We start from the raw sequence: 15,078 nt of genomic DNA on the forward strand, positions 1-15,078 counted from the left end.
ATCAACGACTCACAGCAATCGCCTGGTCTCCCATGATACGCGGAGTCAGAAAGACCAGCAGCTCGGATTTTTTCTCTTGTAATGCATCGCGTCGAAACAGCCGCCCAACATACGGCAGATCGCCGATAAATGGCACCTTGTCGACCGTTTTGTTTTGCGAGGTCGAATATACACCGCCAATCACCACCGTATCGCCATCGGCCACACGAACTTTGGCATTGACTTCGTTCTTGCGGATCGGCGGTACGTTGTTCAAGGCGTTGACGAAGTCCGGTTCGTCCTTGGTCACCCGAACCGTCATGATGACGCTGCCGTCGGGCGTGATCTGCGGCGTGACTTCCAGCGACAGCGAAGCCTCGCGAAACGAAGTGGATGTCGCACCGCTCTTGCTGGTCTCCTGATAGGGCACTTCGGTGCCTTTGAGGATGCGCGCCGTTTCCTTGTCGGCGGTGAACACCTTGGGCTGCGAGATGATCTCGGCAGTGCCGTTCTTCTCCATCGCGCTCAGCTCCAGATCGAGCAGGATGTCGCTGCGCAGCAAACCCACGCCCAATACCGCCGCCGGCCGCTGCACACCCAGGTCAACGAACAGCTCTTTGCCAGGCCGCACATCGGCCTTGTACAAGCCGCCACCCCAGCGCACGCCGAGCCCCTGCTCGTGATCCACGCTGACCTCCACGATACGCGCCTCGATCATGACCTGCCGCACCGGCACGTCGAGTCGTTCGACCAGCGAGCGCAGCGCCTCCATGCGCTCGGCAGGCTGATGGAGGATCAGCGTGTTGGTGCGCACATCGACGTTCAGGCTGCCAGCGCTGGCCTCGGGCTCGCTCGCCAATGTCGTCAGCAGCAGGTCGGCCAGGTCTGCGGCATTGGCGTGGCGAATCGGCAACAGTTCGCGCTGCATGGGTTGCGTCTGCGCCTCCAGCACTTGTCCCAGGCGCGCCTCCTTGGTCTGCTCGATCAGTTCCGCAGTAGGCGCCACCAACAGCACATTGCCCTCCTGGCGCCGGCCCAAGCCCTTGCTGCGCAGCACCAGGTCCAGCGCCTGATCCCAATGCACCTGCTCCAGGCGCAGGGTGACGCGCCCCTGCACGCTATCGCTGGCCACCAGGTTGACGCCGGCGTGCTCGGCCAGCACCTGCAGCACCGAACGCACTTCGATGTCCTGGAAATTCAGCGTCAGTCGCTCGTCTTCGGCTCTGACCACCTGCACACTACCGATCGCCAACAGCCAGACCAGCGCCCACCCCATCCTTGTCTTCGACATCGCCCCTCCCTTGTGCTGCAACGTTACGAAGCGACAGCGTCCTGCTGCGCTCCTGCCAGGCGTCACCGACATATAGCCGCTTACGCACTTGCACATGCCGCTCCTCCAGCGCCACTACCCTGCCCTCGTGCCGGCCCAGGCGGTCGCCGAGGCCTACCCGGTACAGCCGCCCCGCCGAGGCCAGCAGCGCGTGGCGTCGCCCGCCCTGCAGCAGGCTACCGACCATTTCGATTTGCTCCAGCGGCACCTGGGCGAGACCGAGGCCAAGCTGCTGCTCAGACCACGGCGCGAACAGGTCGCGCGCGACCGCCTGCGTGACGCCGCGCGCCGGCTCATGGGCCAACGAGCGGGGCACGGGGATGTCTTCACCTGGATCGAACAGCTCCACCTCGAACTGCGCCTCGACGTGTCGACCGGCCGGCACCGCCGGGGCCAATACCAGCGTGCGCACGCGCAGCACGCGCCTCTGCGCCAACCATTCCTCCAACCACGTGCGTAGCGCGGGATAGGCGCCGCGCACGCGTAACTGCAGCAAGGCACGGCGATATTCGTCGGCGGGCGCCTGGGGCGTGACGCCGATCTGCTCGAACAGCAACCCATGCTCGTGCGCTGCCAGGGTCAGTCGTTCGACCAGATCGCCGACCTCCTCGCCGGCCGCCAGTCGCCAGCGTATGTCCTGCAAGCGCACCTGGGCCTGTTCCAGGTGTCGCCGCTCCTCGGCCAAGCGCTGCATGCGGATGCCGACCTGTGCCTGGCGTTGGCCCAGTTCATTTGCTTCGAGATGCGCCTGGTCGATGTCGGCTTGCAAGCCGTACAGGCGCGCCCAATAGCCGCCTAGGGCGATCGACAGCACCAGCCCGATCGCAAGCCCGGCCCGCAGCGCTCCGTGCAGGGTCGCCAGCGCGGACCAATCCAATGGCAATGCCATTTTCATGATCCTTGCAACGGCAGCCTGGCCACCAGCTCGAAACGATCGCCCTCGGCACTGCTGCGAATGTGCCTGACTTCGACATCACGCAACACCGCCAGCGGCTGCATGTCGCGCACCAGACGCGCGACCAGCGCCGCATTGGCCGCCAGCCCGGTCAAGGTCAGCTGGCCCTCCTGTACGCGCAGCCCGCTCACCTGCAAGCCGTCTGGCGCCGTCTGCTCCAGTGCCGCCAGCACACTGGGCACCGCCCGCTGACCTGCCCTGAGCCGAACCAGCGCGGCATGCCGCCGCTCGACCTGCGCACGTGCCTCGAGCACCTCGTCGAGTTGGCGCAACGGCTGCTCGGCGGCCTCCACCTGTGCACGCAGGGCGAGATTGGCCGACAGCTGTTCGCGCAGGCGTGCCTGGGCCAGTTGATCGACCACCAGCACCAACGCCAACGCCGCCACGGCGCTGCCCAGCAACGACGCCTGGAAACGCCGCACCGCCGCCACGCGCCGGCGCTCGCGCCACGGCATGAGATTCAATCGCACCCTCACTGCAGACCTCCCAGTGCCAAGCCATAAGGCAATGCCATGCACCCTGCCTGGGTCTCGTCCATGTCTGTGCCCAGGTCGAGGCCTTGCAAGGGCGCGAGCGGTTCGCACGGCATCGCCAGCTCACCCGCCAGTCGCTCGGCAAGATCAGCCGAGGCCAGCGCGCCGGTCAGGCACAGGCGCTGTGCATCGCCACCCAGCACGGACCCCAGATGTGCGCTCCAGCCCATGTCGTCCAAATCGAACGGCGACTGGACCAGGCACCGATGCACGGGCGCCGCGGCCTCCGGCCAGCGGTGCAGAACGATGTCGTCCCTTTCCAGCACCAGGAGCGCCCTGCCCTGCGCGGGCATCAGGCGGCGCAGGGCCAGGCTGTCGATTTCCATGGCCACCATCTGCAGGCCAGCCGACGCGCATAGCTGCTCGAACGGGTCCAGCACACTTTGCCGGCAGGCTGCGACCAGCACGTCCAGCTCGCCAGGCGTAGTGGCCGGCCCGAGCACCTGGAAGTCCAGCGCCAGATCGTCCAGCGGTACGGGAAACAATTGCTCGGCCTGGGCCAGCAGCTGCCGCTCGAGGGCGTCGTCTCGCAGGCCGGCGGGCAGCACGCAGCGTTTGCACATCACCTGACCCGCCGACAGCGCCATCGCCACTTGACGCTGACGGCTGGCGCAGCGGTTCACCGCTCGTCGTAGCGGTGCTTCAAGGGCTGCGAGGCATTGCTCGGCACCCACGGCCAGAGCGGGTCGCTCCAAGGGTTCGAGCGCCCAGGCACTGACCCTGGGCCGGCCGCGATGGCGGCTCAGCTGCAGGATTCGAATGGAATCGTGGGCGATTTGTACTGCCAAGGGTGAACTGGCATCCCTGCCTATGCGTCCAAGCATTGCTGTTTCCTTCTATGAGTCGGTGCGGCGCCCATCCACTGGGGCCGATGACACGGGCCGGCTTGACCCGCAGACCGCCCAGGCGGTCCCCCGGTCAAGCGAAAAATGCTTATAATGCGCGGCGTTTTTTTCCTGTCCGCCGGTGCGCGCAACCCATCCCTCAACCTGGACACCCCAAAGCCTTGATACGCCTGTTGAAGTTCTGCTGGTGGTCTTTCGTTGCAGTGACCTGTTCGCTCGTGCTCGGTCTGAGCGGCGCGTTTCTGTATCTTAGTCCCAACCTCCCGTCGGTCGAATCGCTGAGAAGCATCCAGTTGCAGATACCCCTGAGGGTGTACAGCAGCGACGACAAGCTGATCGCCGAATTCGGCGAAATGCGGCGCTCTCCGATCCGTTTTGCGGAAATTCCCCCACAGTTCATCCAGGCGCTTCTGTCAGCCGAGGACGATAATTTCCTCAACCACTATGGCGTCGACCCGGCCAGCCTCATGCGCGCCGCCACGCAACTGCTCAAATCCGGGCACATCCAGACCGGTGGCAGCACCATCACCATGCAGGTGGCGAAGAACTTCTTCCTTACCAGCGAGCGCAGCTTCTCGCGCAAGACCAACGAGATCCTCCTGGCCCTGCAGATCGAGCGTGAACTGACCAAGGACGAGATCCTGGAGCTGTACGTCAACAAGATCTACCTGGGCAACCGTGCCTACGGCATCGACGCCGCCGCGCAGGTCTACTACGGCAAATCGATCCGCGACGTCAGCCTGGCGCAGATGGCCATGATCGCTGGCCTGCCAAAGGCGCCGTCGCGCTTCAACCCGCTGGCCAACCCGGTGCGCGCCAAAGAGCGCCGCGACTGGATCCTGGGGCGCATGTACCGCCTGGGCAAGATCGACCAGACCAGCTACCAGAACGCCCTGGCCGAGCCGCTCAATGCCAGCTACCACGTGCCGACGCCGGAGGTGTACGCGCCGTACATCGCCGAGATGGCCCGCGCCGAAATGGTCGGCCGCTATGGCAGTGACGCCTACACCGAAGGTTTCCGCGTCACCACCAGCGTGTCCAGCGACATGCAGGACATGGCCAGCCGCGCCGTGCTCGACGGCTTGTCCGAATACGACGAGCGCCACGGCTACCGCGGCCCGGCCGCCCGCTTCCCGGGCAAGAGCCGCAGCGAGTGGCTGACCGAGCTGGGCAAGCAGCGCACCCTGGGCGGCCTGGAGCCGGCCATCGTCACCCAGGTCGAGAAGACCGGCCTGAGCGTCATGACCCGCGCCGGCCGTGACGAACACATCGCCTGGGACACGCTGAAATGGGCGCGCCCTTACATCAATACCAACGCCCAGGGCCGCGCACCGCAGTCGCCGGCCGACGTCGCCCAAGTCGGCGACCTGGTGCGCGTGCAGCGCCTGACCGATGGCAGCTTGAAATTCAGCCAGGTGCCCGTGGCGCAGAGCGCACTGGTATCGCTCGACCCGACCAGCGGTGCCATCCGCGCGCTGGTCGGCGGCTTCTCCTTCGAGCAGAGCAACTACAACCGCGCCACCCAGGCCAAGCGCCAGCCCGGCTCGAGCTTCAAGCCCTTCGTCTACAGTGCGGCGCTGGACAGCGGCTACACCGCGGCCAGCCTGGTCAACGACGCGCCGATCGTGTTCGTCGACGAATCGGTCGACAAAGTCTGGCGGCCAAAGAACGACACCAACACCTTCCTCGGCCCGATCCGTATGCGCGAAGCGCTGTACAAGTCGCGCAACCTAGTGTCTATCCGCCTGCTGCAAGCCATGGGCGTGGACCGCACCATCGACTACATCGCCCGCTTCGGCTTCAACAAGCAGGACTTGCCACGTAATCTGTCGCTGGCCCTGGGCACCGCCACACTGACGCCGCTGGAAATCGCCACCGGCTGGAGCACCTTCGCCAACGGCGGTTACAAGATCAGCCCGTACCTGATCGAGCGCATCGACAGCCGCAGCGGCGAGACGCTGTTCACCGCCAACCCACCGCGGGTGCCGCAAGGCGCCGAAGACCAGGCCGGCATCGCCGCGCCGGAGCAGCCGATCGACACCACCGGCCTGCCAGGCGAAGCGCCCGCCGCCACGGGCGAAGGCGCAGCCGCCATCGCCGCGCCCGGCGCGCCGGCCGTTGCCGAGCGCATCATCGATGGCCGCACCACCTACATCCTCACCAGCATGCTGCAGGACGTCATCAAGCGCGGTACCGGCCGCCGCGCGCTGGCGCTGGGCCGCACGGACCTGGCGGGCAAGACCGGCACCACCAACGAGTCCAAGGACGCCTGGTTCTCCGGCTACAACGCCGACTACATGACCACCGTCTGGGTCGGCTTCGACCAGCCCGAAAGCCTGGGCCGCCGCGAATACGGCGGTACGGCGGCGCTGCCGATCTGGATGAAGTTCATGGGCGCCGCGCTCAAGGACAAGCCCAGCCATGCCCCGGCCGAGCCGCCTGGCATCATGAGCCTGCGCGTCGACCCGGTCAGCGGCCGCGCCGCCTCGGCCAGCACGCCCAACGCCTACTACGAGCTGTTCAAGGCCGAAGACTCGCCGCCCAACGGCGACGAACTGGGCAACGGCGCCGCGCCCGGCAGCCCGCTGCCAGCGGACGAAGCGACACCGATGGACCTGTTCTAACGGCAGACAGCGGACGGCGCCCGTTCCAGGGCGCTTTTCCAGACACAAAAAAACCGGCCCATGGGAGCCGGTTTTTTCTGGCCGCAAGATCAGCCGTTGAACACGTCGTCCACGCTCTTGAGCGGGTAGTGCTTCGGATACGGCAGGGTCGCAACGCCCGATTCGATGGCGGCCTTGGCCACGGCATCGGACACCAGGGTGATCAGGCGTGGGTCCATCGGCTTGGGAATGATGTACTCACGACCGAACTCCAGCGCATCGACGCCATAGGCATCGCACACTTCCTTCGGCACGGGCTGCTTGGCCAGGTCCTTGAGGGCGATGGCGGCGGCGATCTTCATTTCTTCGTTGATGCGCTTGGCGCGAACGTCCAGGGCACCACGGAAGATGAAGGGGAAGCCCAGGACGTTGTTGACCTGGTTCGGGTAGTCGGAACGACCGGTGGCCATGATCACGTCGCTGCGGGTTTCGTGGGCCAGCTCCGGCTTGATTTCCGGATCGGGGTTCGAGCAGGCGAAGACGATCGGATTGGCCGCCATCGACTTCAGACCTTCGGGGCTCAGCAGGTTCGGGCCGGACAGGCCGACGAACACGTCGGCGCCTTGCAGGGCGTCGGCCAGGGTGCGCTTGTCGGTCGGGTGGGCGAACTGCGCCTTGTACTGGTTCAGGTCGTCACGGCCGGCATGGATAACGCCGCTACGGTCGATCATGAAGATGTTCTCGACCTTGGCGCCCATGCTGATCAGCAGCTTCATGCAGGAGATGGCGGCAGCGCCGGCACCCAGGCAGACGATCTGCGCGGTTTCGAGGGTTTTACCCGCGATCTCCAGGGCGTTGATCATGCCGGCCGCAGTGACGATGGCGGTGCCGTGCTGGTCGTCGTGGAAGACCGGAATGTCGCACTGCTCGATCAGGGTTTTCTCGATCTCGAAGCACTCGGGCGCTTTGATGTCTTCGAGGTTGATGCCGCCAAAGGTGATGGAGATGCGGCGGACGGTGTCGATGAAGGCCTGCGGGCTTTCCGACTCGACTTCGATGTCGAACACGTCGATCCCGGCGAAACGTTTGAACAGAACACCCTTGCCTTCCATGACCGGCTTGGACGCCAGCGGGCCGAGGTCGCCCAGGCCGAGGATGGCGGTACCATCGGAGATCACGGCAACCAGATTGCCCTTGCCGGTGTACTTGTAGGCAAGCTCCGGGTCACGGCCGATTTCGCGTACCGGTTCAGCCACGCCTGGGCTGTAGGCCAGCGCCAAGTCACGGGCGGTGGCGGTGGGCTTGGTGAGCTCGACGCTCAGTTTTCCCGGACGAGGCTGGGCATGGTATTCGAGAGCGGCGGTTTTAAGATCTGACATTGTAGGCATTCCGCTGTTAACTGTTCTGACGGGCCGCCGAGGATACGCAATGTGCCTGGGAGCGACAAGACTGCCCAGTCACGACTGTCAAGGCCCTTGGTCTACGACTTTGCGCTAGGCCCCACGGTGGACGAGCTGAAGAGTGTGTACAATTGACGGCTTTAGTGTCTACAAATTTCTAGTTCGGACTGCGATCAAGCATGCTTGGATCGCTCACGACGACCTGCCAGCGCACCTTGCCTGAACCGATGGCCGCTGAGCGACGCGCGCGGGTGATCCAGCCACGCACTTCCAAGGTTCGGCCATCGAGATTATCGACAAATCCGCGCGGTGCTGCGCGCAACAGACGGGCAGGAAGGCGCACGCGCAACGCATCGTCGAGCAGCAGCGAAACCGCACCGTTGCTGCGCCGCACCTGCGTCACCCGGCCCTTGATCAGGGCGAAGCCCGAGCGGCGCAGCGACCGCGCCGGCAGTACCGGGCTGCCCTGCCACAGGCCGAGGCGAGCGCGGCGTGCGGCCTGTTCGGCCTGTGCCAGGCAGGTGGCGAAACGGCCATTGGGCGCGATGGCCGTGTGGTAGCCCAAGCCCTCGCGCAGCAACCGCGCTTGCAGATTGTCGCCATTGCGCCCGTAGGCATACGCCAACATACGACCGTGACGATCACGGGCTTCGACTCCGCGTACCAGCCCTACCGCCCCACCATTGGCCTCGACCAGCGCCGCCAGGCGACGCCTGGCAGCTTCGGCATGGGGTTCGCTGGCGCGTCCGGCACGACCCAGCTCCGGGGCGTTGATGCCGATCAAACGCACACTGCGGCCATTGCCCAGGCGCAAGGTGTCGCCATCGACGACCTGCGCGACCTGGTACGTGGCAGCCGCATCACGGCTCGGGCAGAGCGCCAGCGCCGCACACTGCCAAAACGCGCCCACAAAAAAGGCGCCCACCAGGGACGCCTTTTTCTGCCACGACGCGAACCCCGGAGGCTTCGCCATACGCAGTCTTACTTCTTGGCACCGAACATGCCGAAGCGATCTGCGAACTTCTGTACGCGACCACCGGTGTCCAGCACTTTCTGCTTACCGGTGTAGAACGGGTGGCACTGCGAGCAAACGTCGATCGACAGAGGCTTGGCCAGAGTCGAACGGGTTTCGAAGGTAGCACCGCAGCTGCAAGTGACTGCAACTGCTTCGTAATTCGGATGGATATTGTCTTTCATCGTCATTTCCTCGAGCTGCGTGCCGCCACCCAACACCATTGTTGAATACCGCACGTAATTAGGCGGGGAATAATACCAGAGCGGCGGATGAGCGCAAGTTGTCGCTTGCACCGGCGGTCGTCTGATAGGCTCGCTGCATTCTGTTACACCCCCTCCCAGAGACCTCCCGCGTGTCCGACGTCATCCTGCGCATCGCCTTGCCCTCGCCGCTGCGCCGCCTGTTCGACTACCAGGCGCCGCCGCGCCTGGCCAAGCAGCACCTCGCCCCCGGCATGCGCGTGCGCGTGCCGTTCGGGCGGCGCGAGATGATCGGCGTGCTGGTCGAGGTCACCGACCGCACCGAGGTGCCGGCCGACAAGCTCAAACCGGCCAGCGCCCTGCTCGACGAGGTCTCGCCGCTGCCGCCGGCGTTCTTCCGCCTGTGCCTATGGACCGCCCAGTACTACCAGCACAGCCTGGGCGACACCTTCAACTGGGCCTTGCCCAACCTGCTGCGCCAGGGCGAAGCCGCACAGGCCCGCCAGGAGCGCTTCTGGCATGCCGCGCCCGGTGCCAGCCTCGACGACCCACGCATCGCCCGTGCGCCGCGCCAGCGCGAGGCGCTGCAAACCCTTGCCCAGCACCCCCACGGCGTGGCGCACGGCCTGCTGAGCAAGCTCAAGCTGAACAAGGACAGCCTCGACCTGCTGCTGGCCAAGGCCCTGGTCGAGGTGGAAGTGCGCCGTCAAGGCCCGGCCGCGCGCCACGAGCACTGGCTGGCGCAACCGGAACTGGCGCTCAACCCCGAGCAACAGGCCGCGTTCGATGCCGTGCGCTCGGGCTTCGGCGCCTTCCATGCGTTTCTCCTGGCCGGGGTGACCGGCAGCGGCAAGACCGAGGTCTATCTGCAACTGATCCGCGAAACCCTGGAGGCCGGCAAGCAGGCGCTGGTGCTGATCCCGGAGATCAACCTGGGGCCGCAGACCCTGGCGCGTTTCGAACAGCGTTTCAACGCACGCATCGCCCTGCTGCACTCGGCAGTCAACGACCGCGAGCGGCTCGACGCCTGGCTGGCGGCGCGCGACGGCGAGGCCGACATCATCATCGGCACGCGTTCGGCGCTGTTCACGCCGATGAAGAACCCCGGCCTGATCATCATCGACGAAGAGCACGACGGCTCCTATAAACAGCAGGAAGGCCTGCGCTACCACGCCCGCGACCTGGCGGTGGTGCGCGCCCATCAGGAACAGGTGCCGATCCTGCTCGGCTCGGCCACCCCGTCGCTGGAGAGCTTGCACAACGCCCACACCGGGCGCTACGGCCTGTTGCGCATGCAGCAGCGCGCCGGTGGCGCCAAACAGCCACGCCTGCTGCGCCTGGACGTGCGCAGTCTGCCGCTGGACAGCGGCATCAGCGGGCCGCTGCAACAGGCCATCCGGCAAACGCTGGAAGCCGGCCAGCAGGTGCTGGTATTCCTCAACCGCCGCGGCTTCGCGCCGACCCTGCTGTGCCACGACTGCGGCTGGCTGTCGGGCTGTCCGCGCTGCGACGCGCGCATGACCGTGCACCAGCGCTCGGCCATGCTGCGCTGCCACCACTGCGGCCATGAAGAGCGTCTGCCGCACCAGTGCCCGCAGTGCGACCATGTCGACCTGCGCCCCATCGGCGCCGGCACCGAGCGCGCCGAGGAGCGCCTGAAAGTGCTGTTTCCCGACTTCCCGGTGCTGCGCGTCGACCGCGACAGCACCGCTCGCAAGGACGCCATGCAGGCGCTGTTCACTACCATCGGCCGCGGCCAGCCGAGCATCCTGGTCGGCACCCAGATGCTGGCCAAGGGGCATCACTTTCCGCGCGTTACCCTGGTGGCCGTGCTCAACGCCGATGGCGGGCTGTTCTCCGGCGATTTCCGCGCCAGCGAACACATGGCGCAGCTGATCCTGCAAGTGGCCGGCCGCGCCGGGCGCGCCGAAGAGCCGGGCAAGGTGATCATCCAGACCCACTTGGCCGAACACCCGCTGCTGGTGCAGCTCACCGAACAGGGCTATTTCGCCTTCGCCGAGCAGGCCATGAGCGAGCGTCGCGCTGCGGGCCTGCCGCCCTTCTCGCACCTGGCGCTGCTGCGCGCCGAAGCGCACAAGCCCGGCCAGGCCGAGGGTTTCCTCGACCAGGCCTGCAGCGCCGCCGAGGCCTGGCTGGCACAGTACCCGCAAGCGGGCCTGGAACTGCTCGGTCCGGTGCCGGCGCCGATGGAGCGTCGGGCCGGGCGCTTCCGTGCGCAGTTGCTGGTGCAGGCCGCGAGCCGCGCGGCTTTGCATCGCCTGCTCAGCGCCTGGCTGGGGCAGATCGAACAGCTGCCGAGCGGCCGCCAGGTGCGCTGGTCGCTGGACGTCGACCCGGTCGACCTGTACTGACGCCGCCGAGCGGTTGTCCCAGAGGTTGGCAACCCGCACCTAGCCACGGATAATGCGCAGTTTTTCCACCCGCGCCTCCAAGCGCCCCGCCGCGCTTGCGGTCGAAAAGAGATCCCGATGAAAGACACCATTCGCCAGCTGCTCCAGCAAGCCCTCACCCAACTCGTCGCCGACGGTGTGCTGCCTGAAGGGTTGTCGCCGGCGATCCAGGTGGAAAACGCCCGCGACAAGACCCACGGCGACTTCGCCAGCAACATCGCCATGATGCTGGCCAAGCCTGCGGGCCTGAAGCCGCGCGACCTGGCGGAAAAGCTGATCCAGGCGCTGCCGGCCAGCGACGACGTCAGCAAGGTCGAAATCGCCGGCCCCGGCTTTCTCAACTTCTTCCAGAACACCGCCGCCCTGGCCAACCGCCTGGACGCTGCGCTGGCCGACGCGCACCTGGGCGTGCGCAAGAGCGGTCCTGCGGAAAAAGTGGTGGTCGACCTGTCGGCACCGAACCTGGCCAAAGAAATGCACGTCGGCCACCTGCGCTCGACCATCATCGGCGACAGCGTGGCGCGCATTCTCGAGTTTCTCGGCGACCAGGTGATCCGTCAGAACCACGTGGGCGACTGGGGCACGCAGTTCGGCATGCTGCTGGCCTACCTGGAAGAAAATCCGATCACCAGCGACGAGCTGTCGGACCTGGAAAACTTCTACCGCGCGGCGAAGAAACGCTTCGACGAATCGGAAGCGTTCGCCACCCGCGCGCGCAGCCTGGTGGTCAAGCTGCAAGCCGGCGACGCCGACTGCCTGGCGCTGTGGACGCGCTTCAAGGACATTTCCCTGTCGCACTGCCAAAAGACCTACGAACTGCTCAACGTCAAACTGAGCATGGCCGACGTCATGGGCGAAAGCGCCTATAACGACGACCTCGCCAACGTGGTCGCCGACCTCAAGCACAGTGGCCTGCTGGTCGAAAACCAGGGCGCGCAGTGCGTGTTCCTCGACGAGTTCAAGAACGCCGAAGGCGACCCGCTGCCGGTGATCGTGCAGAAAGCCGACGGCGGCTATCTGTACGCCACCACCGATCTGGCCGCCGTGCGCTACCGCAGCAACGTGCTCAAGGCCGATCGCGCACTGTATTTCGTCGACCAGCGCCAGGCGCTGCACTTCAACCAGGTGTTCGAAGTGGCACGCCGCGCAGGCTTCGTCGGCCACCCGATGCGCATGGAGCACATGGGCTTCGGCACCATGAACGGCGCCGACGGCCGCCCGTTCAAGACCCGCGACGGCGGCACGGTCAAGCTCATCGACCTGCTCAACGAAGCCAAGGAACGCGCCTACGCGTTGGTCAAGGACAAGAATCCGACGCTGCCCGAAGACGAACTGCGTCGCATCGGCGAGGTGGTGGGCATCGGCGCGGTGAAATACGCCGACCTGTCCAAGCACCGCACCAGCGACTACAGCTTCAACTTCGAGCTGATGCTCAACTTCGACGGCAACACCGCGCCTTACCTGCTCTATGCCTATACCCGCGTGGCCAGCGTGTTCCGCAAGCTGGGCAAGGGCTTCGAAGAGGCCACCGGCACGATCGTCCTGCAGGCACCCCACGAGCAGGAGCTGGCCGCGCGCCTGGCGCAGTTCGGCGAGGTGCTCAACAGCGTGGCCGACAAAGGCACGCCGCACGTGCTGTGCAGCTACCTCTACGACATCGCCGGGCTGTTCTCCAGCTTCTACGAGAACTGCCCGATCCTTGCGGCCGACACCGCCGAGCAACAGCAAAGCCGCCTGCGCCTGGCCGCCCTGACCGGTCGCACCCTCAAACAGGGCCTCGAACTGCTTGGCCTGGAAACCCTGGAGCGCATGTAACTTGGCTGCCAAGAAGAAACCCGCCCCCAAGCGCGGCGCCAGCCGCCAGCAAGCCCCGAGCAAGAAGCCGATCCCCGGTTGGATCTGGCTCGCGGTCGGCCTGTCGATCGGCGCCTTCGTGGTGTTCCTGATGAAGCTCGAGCCGGGCTCGGGCGACATCCAGCGTGCCAAGCCCGAGCAGCAGAAGCCGAGCAAGACCGCCGAGGCCAACCAGACCGCGCCGTCGCCGCAGCAGCCGGTCAAGCCCAAGTACGACTTCTATACCCTGCTGCCCGAATCGGAAGTGATCGTGCCGCCCGAAGCGGTGCCGGAGAAGACTCCACCGGTGCCGGCGCAACCGGTCACCCCGGTGACGCCGACGGAAGCGGCGAAGATCGACACCGCCCGTGCCCAGGCCGCACTGGCCGGGCAGACGCCACCGCCCGCCCCGCCCGTGCTCAAGCCGGCCGCGACCACCCAGTACTTCCTGCAAGCCGGCTCGTTCCGCAAGCAGGCCGATGCCGACAAGGTACGCGCGCAGATCATCCTGCTCGGCCAGGCGGTGAAGGTGGAGTCGGGCACGGTCAAGGAAGAGACCTGGTACCGCGTGCTGGTCGGCCCGTTCAGCAACCGCGAACAATTGACCGTGGCGCAGAAGCAGTTGGGCGGCGCCGGCTTCAGCAACTTGCTGTTGCAGCAAAGGCAGATCCGCCAGTGACGAAAAAGGCCTTGCCCGTATACGGACAAGGCCTTTTTTCTGCCTCGCTGCTTTAGCGGCGGCCGGCGTTGAGTTCGGAAACCTGCCGGTTGAGCGTCCAGAAGTCGTACAGCACGCCGAGCAGGAACACGCCGCCGGTGAAGAAGTAGATGACCGCGCTGATCCACTTGCCCTGATACAAACGGTGCACGCCGAAAATGCCCAGGAAGGTCAGCAGAATCCAGGCGAGGTTGTAGTCCACGCGACCTGGCTGGAAGCGTGCGTCGGCCTCGCGATCCATCGCCGGAATCAGAAACAGGTCGATGATCCAGCCGATACCCAGCAAGCCCAATGTGAAAAACCAGATCGTGCCGGTTACAGGTTTGCCGTAGTAGAAGCGATGCGCGCCCAGAAAACCGAAGATCCACAACAGGTACCCCAGCACTTTGCTGTGGGTATCGTGGGCGGGCTGCCCATTTCCATAACCATTCATTTGTAAAACCTCGCTGCTTATGCAGAAAATTTTCTAAAAAAAGTTGTGACTTTTTTCAGGATGACCGACGGGCGGTAGTGCCCGATTCGACCAACGGGGTCAGATTGGAGGAAAAAGCTGTTATAAAGTTGCGCGCCAATCAACACAACTTTTTATAAGAGCTTCATCTATGCCAACTTTTTTCAAGACATGGCTGACCCTCTGTCTGTTATTACCCCTGGCCGCCCACGCCACCAACCGTGAGCAACGTCTTCCCAACGGCTTCACCGGTCAGACCGTGCACAGCGCAAGCGCTGCGGTCAAACGCCCTCAGGTCAAGCACGTCACCGCCTACCGCGCCCGTTCGGTCAGCGGCAAGGCACAAGGCCTGACCACCGCCGCCGTCGCACCCAAGCAAAGCAGCGCCGTGCTCAGCCGCGCCGTCAACGCCCTCGGTACGCCCTACCGCTGGGGCGGTAGCAGCCCGAAGAAAGGCTTCGATTGCAGCGGCCTGGTGCAATACGCTTTCAACGATGTGGCCAACGTCGACCTGCCGCGTACTTCCAGCGCCATGGCCCAAGGGCATGGTGTGAAAGTGGCCAAGAGCGACCTCAAGCCCGGTGACCTGATCTTCTTCAACATCAAGAGCCGTCGCGTCAACCATGTGGCCATCTACCTGGGCAACGACCGCTTCATCCACGCGCCACGGCGTGGCAAGAAGGTGAGCATCGATACCTTGAAGAAGCCCTACTGGCAGCAGCATTACGTGGTCGCCAAGCGCGTACTGCCCAAGGAACCGCTCAACAGCCAGGACCTGCGGGTCGCCAAGCGCTGAGTGTACGCA

Annotated in this window: 13 protein-coding genes; 5 read left to right on the top strand and 8 right to left on the bottom strand. The window is 65.4% G+C overall.

Translation table 11 applies throughout. The features are described 5' to 3' along the window. Position 1 precedes the first annotated feature (1 nt). The 4 genes from AA0Z93_RS06140 to pilM are packed head-to-tail and all read right to left on the bottom strand — an operon-like array spanning position 2 to position 3,621. Positions 2-1,270 carry a type IV pilus secretin PilQ gene (locus tag AA0Z93_RS06140; RefSeq protein ID WP_413045936.1) on the bottom strand — a complete coding sequence of 423 codons (1,269 nt, stop codon included), beginning with the start codon at positions 1,268-1,270 and terminating at the stop codon, positions 2-4. Further along, positions 1,218-2,198: a pilus assembly protein PilP gene (locus tag AA0Z93_RS06145; protein ID WP_413045935.1), complete on the bottom strand. Its 981-nt coding sequence runs from the start codon at positions 2,196-2,198 to the stop codon at positions 1,218-1,220. Before AA0Z93_RS06145 ends, AA0Z93_RS06140 begins: the two co-directional genes overlap by 53 nt. Before the next feature lie 2 nt (positions 2,199-2,200). Further along, positions 2,201-2,734, bottom strand: a complete 534-nt coding sequence (locus tag AA0Z93_RS06150; protein ID WP_413045934.1) for a PilN domain-containing protein — start codon at positions 2,732-2,734, stop codon at positions 2,201-2,203. Between the two features lie 2 nt (positions 2,735-2,736). After that, positions 2,737-3,621 carry a type IV pilus biogenesis protein PilM gene (gene pilM / locus AA0Z93_RS06155; protein ID WP_413045933.1) on the bottom strand — a complete coding sequence of 295 codons (885 nt, stop codon included), beginning with the start codon at positions 3,619-3,621 and terminating at the stop codon, positions 2,737-2,739. Positions 3,622-3,803: 182 nt separating this feature from the next. Between pilM and AA0Z93_RS06160 the strand changes: the two genes are divergently transcribed. Continuing rightward, entirely contained in the window at positions 3,804-6,266 is a 2,463-nt protein-coding gene (locus tag AA0Z93_RS06160) for a penicillin-binding protein 1A (protein WP_413045932.1), read from the top strand. An 89-nt stretch (positions 6,267-6,355) separates the two neighbouring features. On the opposite strand, the gene AA0Z93_RS06165 is transcribed toward AA0Z93_RS06160, so the two are convergent. From AA0Z93_RS06165 to rpmE, 3 genes are all read right to left on the bottom strand, one after another. After that, a complete protein-coding gene (locus AA0Z93_RS06165; protein ID WP_413045931.1) occupies positions 6,356-7,624 on the bottom strand; it encodes a malic enzyme-like NAD(P)-binding protein in 1,269 nt (422 codons plus the stop codon). 178 nt (positions 7,625-7,802) lie between these two features. Next, on the bottom strand, positions 7,803-8,624 hold the full coding sequence (locus tag AA0Z93_RS06170) for a thermonuclease family protein (RefSeq protein ID WP_413048340.1): 822 nt from the start codon (positions 8,622-8,624) through the stop codon (positions 7,803-7,805). 2 nt (positions 8,625-8,626) lie between these two features. Further along, positions 8,627-8,842, bottom strand: coding sequence for a 50S ribosomal protein L31 (gene rpmE, locus AA0Z93_RS06175; RefSeq protein WP_413045930.1), 216 nt, complete (start codon positions 8,840-8,842; stop codon positions 8,627-8,629). A gap of 170 nt (positions 8,843-9,012) precedes the next feature. Between rpmE and AA0Z93_RS06180 the strand changes: the two genes are divergently transcribed. From AA0Z93_RS06180 to AA0Z93_RS06190, 3 genes are all read left to right on the top strand, one after another. Beyond that, on the top strand, positions 9,013-11,232 hold the full coding sequence (locus AA0Z93_RS06180; protein ID WP_413045929.1) for a primosomal protein N': 2,220 nt from the start codon (positions 9,013-9,015) through the stop codon (positions 11,230-11,232). 117 nt (positions 11,233-11,349) lie between these two features. Further along, positions 11,350-13,086, top strand: coding sequence for an arginine--tRNA ligase (gene argS, locus AA0Z93_RS06185; RefSeq protein WP_413045928.1), 1,737 nt, complete (start codon positions 11,350-11,352; stop codon positions 13,084-13,086). 1 nt (position 13,087) lies between these two features. Then, on the top strand, positions 13,088-13,783 hold the full coding sequence (locus tag AA0Z93_RS06190) for an SPOR domain-containing protein (protein ID WP_413045927.1): 696 nt from the start codon (positions 13,088-13,090) through the stop codon (positions 13,781-13,783). A 52-nt stretch (positions 13,784-13,835) separates the two neighbouring features. On the opposite strand, the gene AA0Z93_RS06195 is transcribed toward AA0Z93_RS06190, so the two are convergent. Further along, entirely contained in the window at positions 13,836-14,255 is a 420-nt protein-coding gene (locus tag AA0Z93_RS06195; protein ID WP_413045926.1) for an NINE protein, read from the bottom strand. A 169-nt stretch (positions 14,256-14,424) separates the two neighbouring features. On the opposite strand from AA0Z93_RS06195, the gene AA0Z93_RS06200 reads away from it, so the two are divergent. Beyond that, complete coding sequence (locus AA0Z93_RS06200) at positions 14,425-15,069, top strand: C40 family peptidase (protein WP_413045925.1); 645 nt, start codon at positions 14,425-14,427, stop codon at positions 15,067-15,069. The last annotated feature ends 9 nt before the right edge of the window (positions 15,070-15,078 follow it).

Source organism: Pseudomonas phoenicis, assembly GCF_047302395.1.
Classification (GTDB): Bacteria; Pseudomonadota; Gammaproteobacteria; order Pseudomonadales; family Pseudomonadaceae; genus Aquipseudomonas.